The organism is Marinomonas spartinae (assembly GCF_016461715.1).
Taxonomy (GTDB): Bacteria; Pseudomonadota; Gammaproteobacteria; order Pseudomonadales; family Marinomonadaceae; genus Marinomonas; species Marinomonas spartinae_A.
Window position 1 is genome coordinate 1 of sequence record NZ_JAEMUI010000008.1, and the last position, 20,562, is coordinate 20,562.

Annotated in this window: 18 protein-coding genes and 2 rRNA genes; 12 read left to right on the top strand and 8 right to left on the bottom strand. The window is 46.5% G+C overall.

The features are described from left to right. Positions 1-73 precede the first annotated feature (73 nt). The 3 genes from rrf (JHD45_RS09220) (at position 74) to JHD45_RS09230 (ending at position 2,053) form a co-directional block, all read left to right on the top strand. Positions 74-188: ribosomal RNA gene (gene rrf, locus JHD45_RS09220) — 5S ribosomal RNA — on the top strand. Positions 189-507: 319 nt separating this feature from the next. Then, positions 508-622 (top strand): 5S ribosomal RNA (gene rrf / locus JHD45_RS09225). Between the two features lie 744 nt (positions 623-1,366). Continuing rightward, a complete protein-coding gene (locus JHD45_RS09230) occupies positions 1,367-2,053 on the top strand; it encodes a DUF4336 domain-containing protein (protein WP_199476228.1) in 687 nt (228 codons plus the stop codon). Positions 2,054-2,178: 125 nt separating this feature from the next. Here JHD45_RS09230 and JHD45_RS09235 read toward each other — a convergent pair whose 3' ends face one another. Beyond that, positions 2,179-3,138 (bottom strand): class 1 fructose-bisphosphatase, encoded by a 960-nt coding sequence (locus JHD45_RS09235; RefSeq protein WP_199476229.1) that lies wholly within the window; start codon positions 3,136-3,138, stop codon positions 2,179-2,181. A gap of 163 nt (positions 3,139-3,301) precedes the next feature. On the opposite strand from JHD45_RS09235, the gene JHD45_RS09240 reads away from it, so the two are divergent. After that, a complete protein-coding gene (locus tag JHD45_RS09240; RefSeq protein ID WP_199476230.1) occupies positions 3,302-4,270 on the top strand; it encodes a zinc transporter ZntB in 969 nt (322 codons plus the stop codon). 62 nt (positions 4,271-4,332) lie between these two features. Here JHD45_RS09240 and rpiA read toward each other — a convergent pair whose 3' ends face one another. Next, positions 4,333-5,004, bottom strand: a complete 672-nt coding sequence (gene rpiA, locus JHD45_RS09245; protein WP_199476231.1) for a ribose-5-phosphate isomerase RpiA — start codon at positions 5,002-5,004, stop codon at positions 4,333-4,335. A 331-nt stretch (positions 5,005-5,335) separates the two neighbouring features. On the opposite strand from rpiA, the gene ilvA reads away from it, so the two are divergent. From ilvA to JHD45_RS09265, 4 genes are all read left to right on the top strand, one after another. After that, complete coding sequence (ilvA, locus tag JHD45_RS09250; RefSeq protein ID WP_199476232.1) at positions 5,336-6,844, top strand: threonine ammonia-lyase, biosynthetic; 1,509 nt, start codon at positions 5,336-5,338, stop codon at positions 6,842-6,844. A 134-nt stretch (positions 6,845-6,978) separates the two neighbouring features. Continuing rightward, on the top strand, positions 6,979-8,712 hold the full coding sequence (gene argS, locus JHD45_RS09255; RefSeq protein ID WP_199476233.1) for an arginine--tRNA ligase: 1,734 nt from the start codon (positions 6,979-6,981) through the stop codon (positions 8,710-8,712). Positions 8,713-8,852: 140 nt separating this feature from the next. After that, entirely contained in the window at positions 8,853-9,818 is a 966-nt protein-coding gene (locus JHD45_RS09260) for an asparaginase (RefSeq protein ID WP_199476234.1), read from the top strand. Between the two features lie 118 nt (positions 9,819-9,936). Beyond that, positions 9,937-10,800 (top strand): DMT family transporter, encoded by an 864-nt coding sequence (locus JHD45_RS09265; protein ID WP_199476235.1) that lies wholly within the window; start codon positions 9,937-9,939, stop codon positions 10,798-10,800. 96 nt (positions 10,801-10,896) lie between these two features. Here the strand turns inward: JHD45_RS09265 and JHD45_RS09270 are convergent, their stop codons facing one another. From JHD45_RS09270 to JHD45_RS09295, 6 genes are all read right to left on the bottom strand, one after another. After that, entirely contained in the window at positions 10,897-11,520 is a 624-nt protein-coding gene (locus JHD45_RS09270) for a ubiquinone biosynthesis accessory factor UbiJ (RefSeq protein ID WP_199476236.1), read from the bottom strand. Positions 11,521-11,550: 30 nt separating this feature from the next. After that, complete coding sequence (locus JHD45_RS09275; protein WP_199476237.1) at positions 11,551-11,937, bottom strand: gamma-butyrobetaine hydroxylase-like domain-containing protein; 387 nt, start codon at positions 11,935-11,937, stop codon at positions 11,551-11,553. A 27-nt stretch (positions 11,938-11,964) separates the two neighbouring features. Beyond that, complete coding sequence (gene hslU, locus JHD45_RS09280; protein WP_199476238.1) at positions 11,965-13,287, bottom strand: ATP-dependent protease ATPase subunit HslU; 1,323 nt, start codon at positions 13,285-13,287, stop codon at positions 11,965-11,967. A gap of 10 nt (positions 13,288-13,297) precedes the next feature. Then, a complete protein-coding gene (gene hslV, locus JHD45_RS09285) occupies positions 13,298-13,888 on the bottom strand; it encodes an ATP-dependent protease subunit HslV (RefSeq protein WP_199476239.1) in 591 nt (196 codons plus the stop codon). A gap of 246 nt (positions 13,889-14,134) precedes the next feature. After that, positions 14,135-14,773 carry an SPOR domain-containing protein gene (locus JHD45_RS09290; protein WP_199476240.1) on the bottom strand — a complete coding sequence of 213 codons (639 nt, stop codon included), beginning with the start codon at positions 14,771-14,773 and terminating at the stop codon, positions 14,135-14,137. 102 nt (positions 14,774-14,875) lie between these two features. After that, entirely contained in the window at positions 14,876-17,110 is a 2,235-nt protein-coding gene (locus JHD45_RS09295; RefSeq protein ID WP_199476241.1) for a primosomal protein N', read from the bottom strand. A 283-nt stretch (positions 17,111-17,393) separates the two neighbouring features. On the opposite strand from JHD45_RS09295, the gene rpmE reads away from it, so the two are divergent. The 4 genes from rpmE (at position 17,394) to JHD45_RS09315 (ending at position 20,511) form a co-directional block, all read left to right on the top strand. Beyond that, complete coding sequence (rpmE, locus tag JHD45_RS09300) at positions 17,394-17,609, top strand: 50S ribosomal protein L31 (protein ID WP_083201018.1); 216 nt, start codon at positions 17,394-17,396, stop codon at positions 17,607-17,609. Between the two features lie 56 nt (positions 17,610-17,665). Then, complete coding sequence (locus JHD45_RS09305; protein ID WP_233407735.1) at positions 17,666-18,412, top strand: thermonuclease family protein; 747 nt, start codon at positions 17,666-17,668, stop codon at positions 18,410-18,412. 124 nt (positions 18,413-18,536) lie between these two features. Further along, entirely contained in the window at positions 18,537-19,805 is a 1,269-nt protein-coding gene (locus JHD45_RS09310; RefSeq protein ID WP_199476242.1) for a malic enzyme-like NAD(P)-binding protein, read from the top strand. A gap of 145 nt (positions 19,806-19,950) precedes the next feature. Beyond that, positions 19,951-20,511, top strand: a complete 561-nt coding sequence (locus tag JHD45_RS09315; protein WP_199476243.1) for a TIGR00730 family Rossman fold protein — start codon at positions 19,951-19,953, stop codon at positions 20,509-20,511. The last annotated feature ends 51 nt before the right edge of the window (positions 20,512-20,562 follow it).

The window sequence follows — 20,562 nt, forward strand, 5'->3', positions numbered from 1 at the left end:
GTTATCGCTATTTCAAAAAAGAATTGTTAACAGAGACAAGTGAACGAATTTGCGCATTGCGCACACCTGTTTGCTTGACGGTCATAGAGGCGTTGAACCACCTGATCCCATCCCGAACTCAGAAGTGAAAAGCGCCATCGCCGATGGTAGTGTGGGAGATCCCATGTGAGAGTAGGTCGCCGTCAAGCTTTAAATTAAGAAGTCCTAATCAATAATTAGGCAGTTAAGAATTTGGTTTTATTAGACAGTTGCTAATAAAACAAACCAGTTTTCTTGATGATCATAGATGCATTGAACCACCTGATAAACGCCACAGACGTTCTCAGAAGTGACTCTCAAATTCGCCGCAGCGCTCGCCATCACCGATGGTAGTGTGGGCTTGGTTGAATTAGAAAGTCATGTGAGAGTAGGTCGTTATCAAGCTTTAAGTTAAGAAGTCCTAATGAGTTATTAGGCAGTTAAGAATTTGGTTTTATTAGACAGTTGCTAGTAAAACAAACCAGTTTTCTTGATGATCATAGAGGCATTGAACCACCTGATCCCATCCCGAACTCAGAAGTGAAAAGTGCCATCGCCGATGGTAGTGTGGGAGATCCCATGTGAGAGTAGGTCGTTATCAAGATTTAATTAAGAGAAACCCTATCCTGCTAAGCAGGGTGGGGTTTTTTCGTTATGGGGCATCTCAACCATCGCCGATGGTCGTGTTGGGCTCTCTATAACAGACAAGCATGTGAAAGTAGGTCGTATCAAGATTTTAAATAGGAAGCCCTGATAGCTTATGCTGTTGGGGCTTTTTTTCGTCTACAGAAAATCTAAAAAATAAAAAAGGGGAGTCAACCTCCCTAAAAATTAGACGCACCTTGCTATCGTATTCGCTTGCGCCTGTTTCGCAGGCTCAACGCGTCGGCGCGAATCCAATAGCATGGTGACGATTGATCTGAGTTAATCTTTTCAAAGATAGAGCGTTAGATCAAGGGTTCCATCTCGGAACTCAGAAGTGACTCTTTTTTCGCCGTAGGCGCTCGCCATCGCAGATGGTAGTGTGGGCTAGGCTGAATTAGACAGTCATGTGATTGGTTATGTTCCGAAGGAACCAGCCAAAGACGCCGGAGGCGCTGCGAAGCAGGATAACACATAGCGTTAGATCCGTGAGGTCGTTATCAAGATTTAATTTGAGAAAGTCCTGATCAGAAATGGTCGGGGCTTTTTTACGTATCAAGAAACGTTTAAACCATCAGTCGCGTTGAACCAGCTGATCCTATGGTACCCTCCCACTTGATATGTCATGGCGCTGGCTTTACGCTAATCGGTAAAGTCTGAGGCGAGTTCTCATGGTGAGTTATTATGCAGATAGGATCGGAGGAGTATGGAAAAGTTAGCAGATGGCATATGGATATTTAATGGTGACTCTGTTCAATTCTTAGGGCTGCCATTTTCCACTCGGATGACAGTGGTTCGATTAACGAGCGGTGAGCTTTGGGTTCATAGCCCTATTAAATTATCGGACTCAATCAAAGCGCAACTCGACGGTTTAGGTCGCGTTAAATACTTGATTGCCCCTAATCATCTACATCACCTCTTCTTACCTGAATGGATCGCGTTTTATCCAAATGCTGAAGTCTATGGTACAAACGAGGTGATCAAAAAACGTCGTGATATTTCCTTCCATGGCTCTCTTAATACTATTCAAGATTGGGCTTGGGGATCGGATATTGAGCAAGAGTTGTTTTCTGGGTCTCCTTTAATGGAGGAGTGTGTGTTTTACCACACAGGCTCAGGCACGTTAATTGTCACTGATTTGGTCGAAAACTTTTCAGGTAAGGACTTTACTTATTGGCAAAGGGGGATTGCTAAATGTGTTGGTATTCTTGCCCCTAATGGGAAAACTCCTTTAGATTGGCGTTTAAGCTTTATATTTGGTAAGTCTGATGCTCGTAAACACTTCAAGCGGTTATTCGATTGGTGTCCAAAAATATTGGTCATGTCTCATGGTGAGATTGTTAGGGAGAATGCCGACCAATTTTTAGCTGAGTCGTTCAAATGGCTGAGGTGAAGTAGGCTTAGTTTTATCTGATGTTGATTTTCTATCCTTAATAAAAAAGACGCTCCTCGGCGTCTTTTCCAATCTAAATAAACCCATCCACAGTGAGCCTAAAAGCATCCATTATTTCTGATCTGTTAATAACTTAGGCACTTATCCACTTCGTTTGCAGCGCCTAAGATGACAGCGACGCGCTGGTGAATGGCTTCTGGTTGGATGTCTAGAATCCGCTGTGTATGGGTGTGGGCTTTACCACCAGCTTGCTCTAGCAGCATGGCCATTGGGTTGGCTTCGTACATTAGGCGTAGTTTGCCAGGTTTGCTTGGGTCTTTGTTGTCCCATGGGTAGATAAAGATACCACCACGGCATAAGATGCGGTGTACATCGCCGACCATAGCGGCTACCCAGCGCATATTGAAGTCTTTGTTTCTACTGCCATTTTTTCCAGCGACAAGATCGTTCACGTAGTTTTGCATGCTGTCTGCCCAGAAGCGTTGGTTGGACATGTTGATAGCAAATTCTTGGGTGTCTTGGGCGACTTGTACGTTTTCTCTGGTGAGTAAAAAGGTATGAGTATCAGGGTCGAGGGTAAACATATTGACGCCCTTCCCAGTCGTTAGTACCAGCATGCTGGATGGGCCATAGAGGACATAGCCAGCGGCCACTTGTTCTTTGCCTTGGATCAAAAAGTCTTGTTCTGTCGCAGGGTTATCCCCAGTTTGGCGGTAGAGGGAAAAAATGGTACCGACCATGGCGTTGATGTCGATATTAGATGAGCCATCGAGTGGGTCAAAGGCGATTAGGTATTCGCCATTGGTATTAGCGGGTACTATGTCGTCTTCTTCTTCAGAGGCAATGGCGCGCACTGCGGGACAGGCTAACAGGGCGTCTTTTAACATGTTGTTGGAAATGACATCCAGTTTCTTCTGCTCTTCACCTTGAACGTTTTCATTGCCAGCCATGCCTAAAATGCCAGCAAGAGAGCCTTTTTTGAGAGCGTTGGAAATATCGACACAGGTGTTCACGGTGACGTTCAATACAGATTGTAACGACTCAGGGGTGGCGCTGGCTGCTAAAACTTGAGATAGGTTTTGCATGGTCTGCTTTTCCTTGTTTTTAGAGAATGTAGAAATTATGCCATTGCCTGAGGGAGGTGTCAGCCAAGTGATGAGTTGTCGGTAAAATAATTGTCCATGGCTTAGTATTTCGACTAGGCTATCTCGACTAGGTTACGGTGAAAGAATCGTTTAAGGAAACGTTATGTCTGAGTTTGTTTTGTATAATCTAGAGTTAGATGGTTCTGGTGGAGCAAAGGTATTAGAAGCAAGTGATCTTCCGGTTACGCTGCCGCAAGAAGGGAGCCGTTGGATACATGTGGACAGAAGCGATGATATGGCACAAGAATGGTTCGCTTCGTTGCCTGATGTGCCATATAGCTTGGTAGAAGCCTTGTTTGCGGATGAAACTCGGCCACGTTTGGTGAAAATGGGGACGGGGATCTTATTAACGCTTAGAGGTGTTAATCTCAACCCCGGTTCTGATCCGTCCGATATGGTGTCTTTGCGCCTCTGGGTTACACCACACTTTATTATTTCGGTTCGAAAACGCCGCTTACTATCGGTTCAAGATGTGATCGAGAACTTGGAGAATAATGAAGGGCCAGTGAGTACAGCAGACTTAGTGTCGACGTTAACACATACCTTGATTAGCCGCATGGCGTCGGTGATTGATGGTCTTGAAGATGAGCTGGATGATTTAGAAGAAAATATGAGTCAGCGCATTGAAGCCGACCAGCGTGGTGAGTTGGTACAACGACGTTTGGAGTCGATTCGTTTACGGCGCTTTCTTGTTCCGCAAAAGGAAGCCATCCACAAGTTGATAGTGGAATTCCAGACATGGATGACAAGAGATCAGCTGGTTCAGGTGCAAGAGGCGGCCAACGAACTGACACGTTATGTTGAGGCGTTAGATTCATTGCGTGAACGCTGTATTTTGATGCAAGAAGAGTTCGTGAATGCGCAATCTGAGAAGATGAATGCTCGGATGTATGTTCTGTCCATATTGTCAGGCATTTTTATGCCTTTAGGGTTTCTAACTGGGTTATTTGGTATCAATATCGGCGGTATGCCTGGCACAAATAATAGCGCCGCTTTTTGGATTTTTTGTGGTGCGTTGGCGCTGTTAGGCACCACTCAATTTCTGGTTATGCGTAAGAGTCGCTGGTTCTAGACGAGGTAAGCTCGTTGAAATAGATCAAAGCCTTTGATAGAGAATCTAAGGCTTTGTCTGATTTATTTTTCCAGGGTTTTGATGCCGTCTTTGGTACCTAATAACAATACGTCAGCCGGGCGGGCGGCAAATAAACCATTGGTCACCACGCCTACGATGTTGTTGATGCTTTTCTCAAGCGCCACGGGGTCAAGAATGTCGAGGTTGTAGACATCTAAAATCTGATTGCCGTTATCGGTAATGACATTTTCACGATAAACAGGCGTGCCTCCCAGTTTGACCAGTTCTCGAGCCACATGACCGCGTGCCATTGGAATCACTTCAATTGGCAGCGGGAAGGCTCCCAACACATCCACTAATTTTGACTCATCCGCGATGCAGACGAATAGATCACTACAGGCGGCCACGATTTTTTCACGGGTAAGCGCTGCGCCACCGCCTTTGATCAGGTTTAAATGATGGTCTGACTCATCGGCACCATCGATGTAAACACGCACTTCGTTGACGGCATTGAGGCTGTAAACAGGAATACCATGGCCTTTTAGACGCAACGTCGAGGCTTCAGAACTGGCGACGGTGCCATCAAAACGATGTTTGTGCTTGGCCAATTCATCAATAAACAGATTGGCGGTGGAGCCTGTGCCGACGCCGACAATGGTATCGGCCTTTAGCATAGGGAGAATGTACTCGATTGCCGCTTCGGCGACGGCTTGCTTTAATTCATCTTGCGTCATGGGACGTTTCGCCTTTTCTTTTATTATAGAGATAAGCGTGTTTTGCTCTTGCCACGTGTGAGGTGGTGCAAAGAACGCCTGATTTTGGGAGCATTATTATGACAAATAAGCCTCCTCTGATGGTGGGCGTATTATAAGCGCTTCAGATGCCTATTGTTAGTCTCGTATTTGCCGATTTTATGCGCTTTTGATGACGCGCAAAGGGAGATCGACCTTTGCGTGAAGTGAGCCAAAAGAGTATATTTCCTACTCAGTTTTTTGACTCGCAGCGACAGCGTAGGCGTCACCAAGGATGTTGCGTTGTCGATTTATTTTTCATTTAGGACACACTATGCCTCATACCATGATCAAAAAGATTCTACAGGCGCGCGTTTATGACGTTGCCGTGGAAACACCACTGTCTCGTGCTAATCAATTATCGACTCGATTAGGCAATGAGATTATTTTGAAGCGAGAAGATTTGCAGCCAGTTTTCTCTTTCAAGATTCGTGGGGCATACAACAAAATTTGTCAGTTAACACCCGAAGAACGTGCCCGTGGCGTGATTGCTGCCTCGGCGGGTAATCACGCACAGGGATTGGCTTTGGCGGCCAAAAAGCTTGGTATTCAAGCGACAATTGTCATGCCTGCGACGACGCCAGAAGTCAAAGTCACAGCGGTGCGTAACCATGGTGCCGAAGTAGTGTTATTCGGTGATGCGTTTGATGAAGCGTCTGCCAGATCTCGCGAAATTATGGATGAGACGGGTCAAGTCTATGTGCACCCCTTCGATGATCTTGACACCATCGCGGGTCAAGGAACCATTGGCATGGAGATCTTGCACCAACATGAAGGCAATATTGACGCGATTTTTGTGCCCGTTGGTGGTGGTGGCTTAATTGCAGGGATTTCTGCTTATATCAAATATCTTCGTCCAGAGGTCAAAATTATTGGCGTTGAGCCAGAAGATGCTGCTTGCCTAAAAATCGCCTTGGAAAAAGGCGAGCCCACTCGCTTGGCTACTGTGGGGATTTTTGCGGAAGGGGTGGCCGTGGCTGAAATTGGGAAAAACACCTTTGCCATTGCCAAAGATACGGTGGACGAAGTGATAACTGTGACCACAGATGAAATGTGTGCGGCGATCAAAGACATCTATGATGATACGCGTTCTATCACCGAGCCGGCCGGTGCATGTGCGCTTGCTGGTTTGAAAAAGTATATTGAGCGTGAAGGGGCGAAAGGACAAACGCTGATTGCGATCAACAGCGGGGCCAATGTGAACTTTGACCGTTTGCGCCATGTGTCGGAACGCGCTGAGTTGGGGGAAAAACGTGAAGCCATCATTGCGGTTAAGATCCCTGAAAAGCCCGGCAGTTTTAAAGATTTCTGTCAGGCGCTAGTAGGACGCAATATTACCGAATTCAATTACCGCTACGGTGATGATAACCAAGCGGTGATTTTTGTGGGGGTGGCGTTGGGTGGCAGTCCACATAGCCGCAAAGAATTATTGGCCGATTTGAAAGGCTATGAAATCATCGATTTGACCGACGATGAAACCACCAAAGTGCATGTTCGCCACATGATTGGTGGGCACCTGCACAGTGATAAGGGCGAATTGATCTACAGTTTTGAGTTCCCAGAGCGTCCTGGTGCGTTGTTGAAATTCCTCAATACGCTGGGCGGTCATTGGAATATTTCTATGTTCCATTATCGAAACCATGGGGATGCCTATGGTCGTGTGTTGGTGGGACTACAAGCCGTCGGTGAGGAAACCGATGTGACCCGTTATTTAGACGAGTTGGGTTATCCTTACCAAGATGAGAATGACAACCCTGCTTGTAAGCTGTTTTTCGCTAACTAGGCAAAAATCGGTTATTATTAAGCTAATTTTATAACATGCCACACAACCCGTGTTTTGCCAGAGCAAAACACGGGTTGTGTGGTTCTGATTCGGCACAAAATGTTGTGCATTAAGTCGAGCATTAAAGGTTTCCTGTGAACATTCAAACTTTGTTAAATCAACGTATTCAAGCGGCTATGGTGGCAGTTGGTGCACCTGAAGACGCCCCCGCACTGGTTCGTCAATCGGCGAAAGCGCAATTTGGTGATTACCAAGCTAATGGCATTATGGGGGTGGCGAAAAAGTTAAAGATGAACCCTCGCCAATTAGCGGAGCAAGTATTAGAAAAGCTTGAACTGGACGATCTTGCCGACAAAGTCGAAATCGCAGGCCCAGGTTTTATTAATATTTTTCTAAAAAATACTTGGTTGAGTGAAGCGTTGATGCGTTTGCGTCACAGCGATCGATTAGATGTGCCGATGGCCGACATCAAAGAAACCGTGGTAGTGGATTACTCTGCGCCTAACCTTGCCAAAGAAATGCACGTCGGTCATTTGCGTTCTACTGTGATTGGGGATGCGGTGGTTCGCACCTTGGAATTCTTAGGACACAAGGTGATTCGTCAGAACCATGTGGGCGATTGGGGCACACAATTCGGTATGTTGTTGGCGTATATGGAGCGATTACGTGCCGAAAACCAACAAGTCAGTATGGCGCTGTCCGATCTTGAAACCTTTTACCGTGCGGCCAAACTGTGCTTTGATGAAGATCCTGAATTTGCGAATCGTGCCCGTGAATTAGTGGTGGCGTTGCAATCTGGCGATAAAGACTGCTTGGCGCTTTGGAATGAGTTTATCAATATCTCGCTGAATCACTGTGAAGAGACCTACACCATGTTGGGTGTCTCTTTAACTCGAAAAGATGTGATGCCGGAGAGTGCTTATAATGATGATTTGCCACAGGTTATCGATGATTTAAAAGCACAAGGATTATTAACCGAATCGAATGGGGCACAGTGTGTCTTCTTGGAAGAGTTTGCCAATAAAGACGGTGAAATTACCCCGATTATTGTGCAAAAAAGCGGTGGTGGTTTCTTATATGCAACGACCGATTTGGCAGCCGTGCGCTACCGCTACAATACATTAAAAGCCGATCGTTGTTTGTATTTCGTCGACGCTCGCCAATCCTTGCATTTCCAGCAGATCTTCACGTTATCTCGTAAAGCGGGTTTTGCTCCACAGGACGCTCGTCTTGAACACATGCCATTTGGTACCGTGATGGGCAGCGATGGCAAACCCTTCAAAACGCGCTCTGGTGGTGTGGCAAAATTGTCGGCTTTGTTAGAAGAAGCGCAAGAGCGTGCTTTCAAATTGGTGGCGTCTAAAAATCCAGACATGCCAGAAGACGAGCAGCGTAACATTGGTCGTGTGGTGGGCATTGCGTCAGTCAAATACGCTGATTTATCGAAAAGCCGCACCAGCGACTACCAGTTTAATTGGGACAGTATGTTGAGCTTTGAGGGGAATACCGCCCCTTACCTGTTATACGCCTACTCTCGTGTGGCCAGCATTGTACGTCGTTCAGAAATGAAGATTGATGATTTACAAGGTGATATCGTAATCCAAGAGGCTCAAGAACGGGCGCTTGCGATGCAGCTGGTGCAATTTGAAGAAGCGATTCAGCAAGTGGTGAACGATGGGATGCCCCATTTTCTGAGTGCGTATTTATACGACTTGGCAGGTACTTTTATGACCTTCTATGAAGCTTGCCCAATCTTGAATGCCCAAGACGACGTGAAAATCAGCCGTTTGCAATTGGCATTGGCGACCGCCTCGACGTTGCAGCAAGGCTTGAACTTGTTGGGTATTGAGACCTTGGAGCGCATGTAGTCGCTAACGAGGCGTTTGTCCGTCACGGTATGAAGTAGAATATTGTTGTATTCATACCTCGTTAAAAGGCGCTTTTCTCATGGGAAACGCGCCTTTTTGTTTTTCGTGTTTCTTTGGCTATCACATAATTTGAGACCAATATGAAAATTTATATTGCTTACACCGGTGGCACCATTGGCATGGTACCTTCTGATAATGGCTTAGTGCCTGACGCCGCTTTTGCCGACCACTTAAGCCAGCACCTCAATGAATCGGACGAATTCGTTCATGAATTTGTGATCCAACGTTATGAGAACTTGATTGATTCTTCTAACGCGACACCACAAGATTGGCAAAATATCGCCCATGATATTGAAAGCAAATGGCATGAGTTTGATGCCTTTATCGTCCTTCATGGTACGGACACCATGGCTTATAGCGCCTGTGCTTTGTCTTTGATGTTTGCCAATAGTGATAAGGCCATTATCCTGACCGGATCACAAGTACCTATGTATAAAGTGCGAACAGACGCCATGATCAATGTCATGGGGGCCATTTCAGCATGTGAAGAAGGGGTACAAGGCGTGTTTCTCTTTTTTGCTGGTCGATTGATCGAAGGGGATCGAGCACACAAAGCCCACACTACGGATTGGCAAGCCTTTAGTTCTCCTAATTACCCAGAACGTGGCGTATTAGGCATTGATTGGCGCTGGCGTTCTGAAGACATTCATCACGCTCCCATGAGTATTCACATTCCAGCGATGCAAGACAGCGCAGTGACGATTCTTCCTGTCTTTCCGGGTGTACAAGCAATACATTGGCAAGGGTTGCTGAATGATAAGGTGAAGGGGGCTGTTTTATTAAGTTATGGTGCGGGGAACGCCCCAGATAAAGACCCTGAATTACTTGCCTTGCTAAACACTGCATCCGACCGTGGTGTGACCATTGTGAACGTTAGTCAATGTGGAGCGGGCAGTGTTGCCGCAGGGGCTTACGCAGCAGGGTCTGCGCTCGTCGAGGCGGGCGTGATCTCGGGCTTAGACATGACTTACGAAGCGGCTTTTGTCAAACTGCATTTTTTGATTGGTCAAGGGCTGTCGCGTCAGCAAATTATCGCGGCTTGGTAAAAAAATAAAATAGGCCATCTTGAGGGAGAGAGGCTAGCCAATGACGGGATAAAAAACTTACAATGCGATTATGTAAACTTTTGTTTCTGATGAACTCTCTCTTTAAAACGGATTTTATATGGCGCTCTTGTATGTACTCTTGGTTCTCATTTGGTCGACTGGCTTTATTACCGGCAAGTTTTTAGTTGGTTTAATTGATCCTAATATTTACCTCACTATTCGTTTTTTGGGGGTGGGTGGGCTTTTTACTCTTATCGCCGTATTTCAAAGGCGCCGCTTTCCTAGTTGGAATGAACTACCTAAGCACATTATCGCAGGGATGCTGATGAATGGCTTTTACTTAGCATTCGCCTATGTGGCCATCGCGAAAGGTTTACCTGCAGGTATTATGGCGCTGATTGGAGCGCTACAGCCAGCGTTAGTCACCCTGCTTGCCTTCTTACTGATCAAAGAAAAAACCTCGATAAAAGGCATCATAGGAATGCTGATTGGTATGGTGGGGTTGGTGTTGGTCTTGAGTCCGGTTTTTGAGTTGGATTTGAGCCATGGTGGGGTTTCTTTTCTCACCTTATTGTTTGCGTGTTTAGGTATTTTATCCTTATCCCTAGGGGTGACTTACCAGAAAATGTCGATTTCTTCTTCCGATTTATTCTCATCAATGGCAATACAAAATTTGGCCGCCGCCGTCGTGACGTTCTGTTTTGCATTGGTGCTAGGTGAACATGTCTTTAAAGTACAACTTGAAACCTTCGCACTTATTGCATGGGGTATTATTGTTTTATCCTGTGGTGGCGTGTTCTTAATGGTTTGGCTACTGCGCAAAGTGAAAGCCTCACAAGTCACCACCGTCATGCTATTGGTTCCACCCCTAGCGGCGGTCGAAAGCTACTTCTTATTTAATGAGCATATGACATGGGTACAAATCACTGGTTTTGTTGTGACCATTGCAGGTGTGTATTTAAGCCGAGCGAAGCCCGCTTAGAGTTCATTTTATGTTGGTTATTAAAAAGGCCTGATGAAGTTCACCAAGCCTCTTAGAACATGAAAACGTGTTTACCTGTATCTGGTAAGCGTTCTATCAAGCGCGTTTTTTATCTAATAGTCTGACTTTTGCTTCGGTGCGGTCGAGCTGTGTACCAAGGCGTTCCATATCGTCGACGAAGCTGTTGAATTCGATTTTGCTAGGCAGTAGTTGACTATTGGTTTGCAGGTATTGAACCAGTTGTAGACGAAGCGTGGTGGCGGTTTCTTTGCCCCAAGACCATTGCTTGCGAAGCAGACGAGCTAGGGCGGCGGCAGGCAGATCACCAATATGATCGGCAAGTAAGCCTTCCCAATCCAGTTCAAAGTTTTCCATGACTTTGTGTAGTGTCATTAAGGCTTGTGCGTTGCCTTGAATGCGCAAGTCACCATCAAACAGACCATCGCCTTCGAGCAGCTTACGATAGGCTGAGCTTGGCCCTTGAACTAGGGTATCTAGGCGAGGATCCAAGTCGATTTCATCTAAGCTTTCTGGACGATGCAACATAACGCCTTGTTCAAGAATATGAACTTGCAGTGTCAGAGAAAAGTCTTCGATATGTAGGAAAATTTGCTGGCCAGCCAGTTTGCTGAGACGTGCTTGAGAAGGTTCATCTTGTTTTAGGGCAAGATTGACGGCGCGTTCAATGGCGCTAATGGCAGACAAACTAAGCGAGCTCATGACAATTCCTAGTGATGATAAAACAACGGGTTAAACTTGATGAATTTGAATCACGGAAGTTTCTCGCGTCTGACCTTCTTTTTCAAGGCGCTCTAGGTATATTTGCCAAAGTTCATCGTAATGTTGGCCGAGATTGTAGAGGTAATCCCAAGAGTAGAGGCCGGAGTCGTGGCCATCATCAAAGGTGATTTTTAGGGCATAGTTGCCGGCCCCTTCGATATTGTTAATAGCGACGTCTTTTTTGCCAACTTGTAAAATGGGGATGGTTAAACCATGTCCGCGCACTTCAGCGGACGGGGAGTGCACTCGCAAGTACTCCGCACTGAGGCGGAATACTTGCCCATCAGCAAACGCCAGCTCCAATTCACGAGACTTCTTATGGTAGTGAACTTTTGTCGGAGTGGGTGTGGTTGCCATGAGTGCTTTCTCTTGTTTTGTGTTGGATTAAAGGATGTATTGGCTAAGGTCTTCGTTTTCGATGATCTCGCCCAGCTGTTCATCGACGTAAGCGGCGGTAATATCCACTTCTTGACCATCAGGCATGTCACTGGCCGAGTAAGAGACTTCTTCTAACAGTCGCTCTAATACGGTATGTAGACGGCGAGCACCGATGTTTTCTGTCCGCTCATTCACTTGGAAGGCGATTTCCGCAATGCGATGGATCCCTTCTTTGGTGAAGTTGATGTTAATGTTTTCTGTAGCCGCTAATGCAATGTATTGCTGCGTCAGTGAGGCACTGGGTTCTACCAAAATGCGCTCGAAGTCATTTACCGTAAGAGCATCCAGTTCAACTCGAATCGGCAGGCGACCTTGTAATTCAGGAATCAAATCCGATGGTTTGGTTAAATGGAATGCCCCTGAGGCGATAAATAAAATGTGATCTGTTTTGATCATGCCGTATTTGGTACTGACCGTGCAGCCTTCTACAAGAGGCAGTAAGTCACGTTGTACCCCTTCTCGGGAGACTTCACCACCAGAGCGCTCGGAGCTTTTTGCCACTTTATCGATTTCGTCTAGGAAGACGATACCATTTTGTTCAACGGCTTCCACCGCACGGGCTTTTAATTCGTCTTCGTTAATCAATTTAGACGCTTCTTCGTCACGTACTTGGCGAAGGGCATCTTTTAGTTTCATTTTACGGCTCTTGGTTTTGTGGGAGCCTAAGCTTGAGAACATGTTTTGTAGCTGGCTGGTCATTTCTTCCATGCCAGGAGGTGTCATGATCTCGACGCCAATGGGTGTATCAGCCACGTCGATTTCTATTTCTTTATCGTCTAGTTTGCCTTCGCGCAATTTTTTACGGAAAGCTTGGCGTGTGCTGTTATCTTCCAATTCTGGGTCACCACCTCGTGCGGGGGGCAGTAGCACATCTAAAATACGATCTTCTGCGGCATCTTCGGCTTTATGACGCAGTTTAGCCGTTTCTTGCTCGCGTAGCATTTTGATCGACATTTCGACCAAGTCACGAATGATGGATTCTACATCACGGCCCACATAACCCACTTCGGTGAATTTAGTCGCTTCGATTTTGATAAAAGGGGCGTTAGCCAGTTTCGCCAAACGACGGGCAATCTCGGTTTTACCAACCCCGGTGGGGCCAATCATTAAGATATTTTTTGGGGTGATTTCGGCACGCATGTCTTCAGGGAGTTGCATGCGACGCCAGCGGTTACGTAGGGCTATGGCCACCGCACGCTTGGCTTTTTGTTGACCAATAATATGATTGTCTAACGCGTTAACCGTCTCTCTTGGGGTCATGCTGCTCATCTTGGCTCTCTTAATTATCTTTGTCAGAAGTGTCTTCTGAGGAAATGTTTTTGGTTGAGTTGTCTTCAAGCTTAGGGTCGATAATGATTTCTTCAATGGTTAAGCTATGGTTAGTGAAGACACAAATATCGGCGGCGATGTTTAGACTTTTCTCAACAATCTCTTTTGCCGATAGGTCGGTATTGTCGATTAAGGCACGGGCTGAGGCTTCAGCAAAGTTGCCACCAGAGCCAATGGCTAAGGCGCCGTGTTGTGGCTCAACAACATCACCGGTCCCTGTAATGATTAACGTGCTGTCTTTGTTGGCGACAATCAACATCGCTTCAAGGCGACGCAATGCTTTGTCGGAGCGCCAGTCTTTCGCCAGATCGACAGCGGCGCGTACCAAGTGACCTTGGTGCTTTTCCAGTTGCCCTTCGAAGCGTTCGAATAAAGTGAAGGCGTCCGCTGTACCGCCAGCAAATCCAGCAATGACTTCACCACGATATAAGCGGCGTACTTTACGTGCATTGCCTTTCATAACTGTGTTGCCTAGAGACACTTGTCCATCGCCGCCTACGACGACTTGATTACCTTTGCGTACCGTTAAAATCGTTGTCATGGGTCTACTCCAGTTTCGATTCTAAACAAAGTGGGGGCAGTTCGACGATTTTCAAGCAGGAGAGCGTCTGACAAACGTCTTCCTTGTTATGTGCGAACTTTTGAAATGTCTTTTGCTTTATTTTGGGGATTCTAGTGGGGTTGGTGGGTCTGCAAGGGAAAGTTCACCCCTAGTTGTAAGGAGGATTTCTTCTGGCGGCGATGTTGAAAAGAGCGTTCGTCGCCAGAAGAAAGTCATGGGAAAAGATTATTGGTTTTCTTTTTTGATTTTGTAAGGGTAAGACTCGATGCGCATATCGACTAATTTATCTTCAATATGGTTCATGACAGAACGATCATTGAATGGCCCAATGACAACACGATACCACGGCTTACCATCTTTGGTGCTAAGGGTTTTGCGCACGCTGGTGTCGACAATACCGGATAGAATCAGCTTGGCCCGTAAACGGTCCGCATCTTTAGGGTTTCTAAAGGAGGCCGCTTGAAGCATATAGAGGAAATCCTGCTCACCGCGAGGCTCGTACTGATAAGCCTTAACGTGCTCTGTTTTGACTTCGCTATCTTGTAAAATGCTATAAAAATCAAACGACTCTTTCTTTTTGTCTGCCGGCTTTGCTTCCGCTTTTTTCGGCTCGGCTTTCTTCGCTTCCGCTTTGGGTGCCGCTTTGCTTTCGACCTTTGGCTTGGCGGCTGGGATAGGTTGAGTAACGGGCTTTTGTTTTACATGACTTAACCTGGTTAAACCATAAATAAAGGCGATTAGAATCACCGGAACAATAATCCATAACCACCAAGGGGTTTTGCGTTTTGGTGGGGGGGGCGTCCGGCGTGTTGCACCCTTTTTCGGGCGACTTCCTTTGGCTGCAATATTGATTGGTGTAAACATAGTTTAGGCTTTGTTAGAAATAGGGCACATTATGCTGGCTTGAACCTTAAGTTTCCAGTCTAGGTAAAGTAAATGCCTCGTGGATTGACGATTTAGCGTTTTCTAATAGGTTTCCAGTGGGTCCACATCGACCGCGTAGCGAACCTTATGCTGTTGGCGAGTGGCATGCTCAAGCCATGCGGTCATCATGGCGGTCACTTGATGGAGCGGGGCGCGTTGGGCCGATTTGAGCGATAGCAGGGCGCGATGCTGGCCTGCTTTACGAACAATAATGGCGGTATAAGGGCCAACCATAGCAATATCTGGAGGGAAATGGGGCTCAAGTTCTAAGCGCATATTGGTCAGGAGTTGCATGGCTTCTTGTTCATTGCCGGATTCGGCTCGAATCAAGACCTGATGATAGAAAGGTGGCAGAGAGAGCGCTTTACGTTCTGATAGGCCATTCAACGCAAACTGCTCATAACCCAATGTACACAGGCACTCGATGGCGGTGTGGTCAGGATGATAGGTTTGCAGTAACACATGACCTGGCTTTTTCGCACGTCCTGCCCTTCCTGCTACTTGGGTAATGAGCTGAGCCGTTCGTTCCATGCCGCGAAAATCCGCTGAAAATAATCCCGCGTCGGCGTCCATAACGATGACTAGGGTCACATTGGGAAAATGATGACCTTTGGCGAGCATCTGGGTGCCGATTAAGATGGCTTGGTCGTGCTCATGGATTTTTTGTGTTAGTTGCGTCATCGCCGATTTGCGTTGGGTGCTGTCTCGGTCTATGCGCAAAATCGGTACGTCCTTGAATAAGGGGCTTAATTGCGTCTCGATTTGCTCTGTCCCTTCGCCCACCGTGAAAAGCTCAGTTGATTGGCATTCTGGACAAGTATGAAGCAGCGCCTTTTGTGCATCACAATGATGGCAATGGAGTTTATTGGCGCGTTTGTGCACGGTAAGGTTGACATCACAGTGATCACAACTGGCGATCCAGCCACAATCGTGACACATGAGCGTTGGGGCATAGCCACGGCGATTTAAAAAAATCAGCACTTGTTCACGTTGATCTAAACAGCGCTTCATGGCTTGCAGAGCCTGCTCGCTAAAACCGTGAACCAGCGTTTGGCCGCGTAAATCCACACGCTCCATTTCTGGAATATGGGCGTTGCCAGCCCGCTGACGTAGCTTTAGCCAAGTAAAACGCTTTTGTATGGCATTGGCGAGGCTTTCAAAGGAAGGTGTTGCCGACGCCAACAGTACTGGAATGCTTAGATTCTGGGCGCGTTTGATGGCCAAGTCCCGTGCGTGATAACGAAAACCTTCATGTTGTTTGTAAGAGGCATCGTGCTCTTCGTCTATGATAATCATGCCAAGATTGGCGGCGGGCACAAAGGCGGCTGAGCGGGTGCCGATAATAACCTTGGCGTGACCACTTGAGGATAACAGCCAGGCATCTAGACGCTCTCGATCCGTCATGTTGGAATGCATCAGCACAATATTGGTATTGAGGCGATTTTCAAAGCGCTTAAAGGTTTGTGGTGTCAAACCGATTTCAGGCACCATAACGAGGACTTGTTTATCCTCGGCGATCAGTTTCTCCATAACGCGTAAGAACACTTCAGTTTTGCCGCTGCCAGTGATGCCATCTAGCAATGCCACACCAAAGCGATTTTTCATATCAAGTATTTCTTCCATGGCCATGGTTTGCTCACGATTCAGCACAGGAGGAACTTGTGTTTGGTGAGAGTGCTTTTCGCCTGCTGTATTGAAAGAACGTTGTTCGCGTCGTATCAAGCCTTTCTGTTCAAGAGACTTGCCAGCATTTGGCATGAGACCAAGTAAGGTGATGGCGTTTTGACTCATGCCATTTGGGTGTTGTTGTACGGCTTTTAAGAAGTCTTGCTGGCGGGGGGCTCGGCTGAGTAATTCAATGTCGATTGTGCGACCTGTCTCTGTCACAAACCACCAGTTTTCCGTTCGAAATTCAGCGTTTTCGCCTTTTCGCAAAGAAACGGGCAGAGCATGAAAAATAACGTCACCGATGGGGTGGTGGTAATAACGTGCTGCCCACTCACATAAGGCCATGAGTTCACTTGGTATAACCGGGGCTTCATCTTGTAGGGAGGTAAGGGATTTTAACTGGTTTTCGTCCCATTCGCTGGTATGACTAAAGGAAACGATGACGCCGAGACGACTGCCTTTGCCAAAAGGGACTTTCACTCGCATACCGGCCTGTAAGGCGTGACGTAATGCCATGGCCTTAGGGATTTTATAGTCAAATAGCGTACGCATGGGCACGGGTAGCGCCACTTGCACGTATGGGTAAGGAGTAAGAAGTGCCTCTTGCATGCTTGGATTCGTAACCTTATATTGAAAAATACATCTAATGGATCCTAGTCTCTCTAGTGTACGTTACTCTGGCTAGTGGGGGCGAGAGAGAATTTTATTGGTAAAGCGTTATAAAAAGGTTGCTGATTAGTCAATTGATCCCTAAAATACGCAGCTCTTGGAACCACTGTACAATGTCTGTACAACGAATCGTGCGGTGCTTGGCTAGGCGAAAGCCCATTTGTAGGCGGCGAAAGCTAATTATTAGACTAAGTGGCGGCACACCAAACTTGAGGTAAACGCAATGAAAAAAGATATCCACCCAAATTATGCAACCATTACTGCAACTTGTACTTGTGGTAACACATTGACTCTTAATTCGACTGCTGGCAAAGACATGCACATCGACGTATGTAGCCAATGCCACCCTTTCTACACTGGCCAACAGAAAATGTTGGACACTGGTGGTCGTGTTGATCGCTTTAAGAAGCGTTTCGGAGCGCGTCGTTCAACTAAGTAATTGGTCGAATAAACGTGTTTTTCCAGAAAAAGCGTCAAGTTATCTTGGCGCTTTTTTTGTTTGTATTTTGCACTACTGGGTTTGCCAAAACACTCGCAGATAATGCCTTATGTCACGCTAAAGGCCCGCTTGAGCGCGCCAAAGTGAAACGCATAGTCGATGGAGATACCCTGTATCTGAGCGATGGTAGACGAGTGCGTTTTATTGGAATTAATACCCCAGAGTTAGACCATAAAAAAGGCCACCATGAGCCCTATGCCGTGGCGGCGACCCAGACATTACGCGCTTTGGTGGGCAATTATGTCTACTTGCAGGCAGGGAAAGACCCCCGTGATCATTACGGACGATATCTTTTCTACGTTTTCGATAAAGATCGTATTTCATTATCAAGTCAGTTACTATCGAAAGGGCTTGGATATCGTATTGCGATACCACCTAATGTGGCTTATCAATCTTGTTTTATTCAAGCAGAGCAAACCGCTCGAAAGGCGGGGCTCGGTGTTTGGACGCAATCACTGGCGTGGCGACCGCATAGCGGTTTTGTTGTATCACAGGTAGTGATCTCGTCCATCACAAAGAACCGAGGTGGCTGGTGGTTGGCGACAGATCATGATCTGGTTATTCATTTACCCCTCAGTTCTGAGGACTATTGGCCTGCTCAGAAAGTCTACTTTTTAAAAGGGCATAACGTCGAAGTCCGTGGTTGGCAACATCATAGAAAAAGTCGCTCATCACGCTATAAATCTTGGGTTTTGTCGGTCAAATACCCAAATGATTTACAGGATTTGGGTATGCCTGAATGAGAGATGTGATAGGCTGTTCTGTGATTATAATAATAAGGTGTCACCTTTTGACGTGTCGTCGTCAAAATTAAGGCCCAATTTGTATTCTTTAATAAAACACCAAATAATAGACGGAAACATCAAAATGGCAGAAGATCTAAAAAAAGCTGCGCTGGAGTACCATGAACATCCAGTACCTGGAAAGCTAAGCGTCACTATTACCAAACCCACTGCAACCGCTCGCGATTTATCCTTGGCTTACAGCCCAGGTGTGGCTGAGCCGTGTCGTGAAATCGCCAAAGATCCAGAAGCCGCGTATCGCTATACAGGTAAGGGCAATCTTGTGGCTGTCATTTCGGATGGCACGGCGGTTCTTGGCCTTGGCAATATCGGTCCATTAGCAAGTAAACCTGTTATGGAAGGTAAGGGCGTTTTATTCAAGCGCTTTGCTGGCGTAAACTCTGTTGATGTGGAAGTTGAATCAGAAAGTCCACAAGCCTTCATCGACACGGTAGCGCGTATTGCGAATACCTACGGTGGTATCAATTTAGAAGATATCAAAGCCCCTGAGTGCTTCGAAATCGAACGTCAGTTGATTGAGCGTTGTTCTATTCCCGTTTTTCACGATGACCAACATGGTACGGCAATTGTTACCGCCGCTGGTTTATTGAATGCCCTTGAGCTGCAAGGCAAAGACATCGAAACGGCAAAAATTGTCTGTCTTGGTGCTGGTGCGGCTGCCACGGCTTGTATGAAGCTGATCATTGCGTGTGGCGCGCAAATTGAGAACATCTTTGTGCTTGATCGTAAGGGTGTGATCCATTCTGGTCGCGATGACTTGAACCAGTTTAAAGCGATGTTTGCTAATGAGACAGACAAGCGTACATTGGACGATGCAATCGATGGCGCCGATGTGTTCATTGGTGTCTCGGGGCCAGACCTTTTAACTGGCGAGCAATTGGCTAAGATGGCACCAAATCCAATTGTCTTTGCTTGTTCTAACCCTGATCCTGAAATTAATCCAGACCTTGCCCGTGCGACTCGTGATGACTTGATCATGGCGACGGGTCGTTCTGATTACCCAAATCAGGTAAACAATGTATTGGGCTTCCCCTTTATCTTCCGTGGTGCGTTAGATGTTCGTGCTACCAAGATTAATGAAGAGATGAAAATCGCCGCCGTTCACGCACTTAAAAATCTGGCCAAAGAAGAAGCGCCAGCGGATGTTGTGGCCGCTTATGGTGGTGCGGCATTGAGTTTTGGTAAAGAATATATTTTGCCAAAACCAATGGATACACGTTTGCTAACGGTTGTGTCTGATGCGGTTGCGAAAGCGGCAATTGAATCGGGAGTGGCTACTTTACCTTACCCTGATTTTTACCCGCTGCAGAATCTAGACCAGTTTGGCGTGTAAACTGAATGGGTCGTCTTGTGTGTCATAACAAGGCGATTGACACAATAAAAAGGCGATGTTGATAAGCATCGTCTTTTTTGTTTCTGATACTTAGGAACATAATAAAAAAGATACTCAATAGAACATCAACAGAATGAGGATGGATATGAAAGTTGCGATTTATTGTGGTTCTGCGAAAGGAAACAATCCTAATTTCGTTGCAGGTGTGAAGGCACTGGCCACCTATTTTGCTGAGAAAGACATTGAAGTGGTGTACGGTGGCGGAAAAGTTGGATTAATGGGTGAGATGGCTGATGCAATGATCGCCGCAGGCGGTAACGTCATTGGTGTGATTACTAAACATCTTGAAGACAAAGAGATTGCTCACCCCAATTTGACCGATTTATACGTGGTTGAAGACATGCATGAGCGTAAGGCCAAAATGGCGGAATTGGCCGATGCCTTTGTGGCGTTACCGGGTGGCATTGGTACCTTAGAAGAGATTTTTGAAGTCTGGACCTGGGCGCAGATTGGTCTTCATGAAAAGCCTTGTGCCTTTTACAATATTGAAGGCTTTTATGATCCCTTATTTACGATGGTTGATCGTATGTTTGAAGCCGGTTTTGTCAAAGCCCCTTATGTAGACATGCTAATACGCGCCCAAACCCCCGAAGATTTATTAGCGGCGTTTGAAACATACCAAGCCCCCGCGCAAAAGTGGGCTTGAGTCTGTCTAGGCTCAGTGTGCTTAAGCACCACGTATCACCAACACTACAGA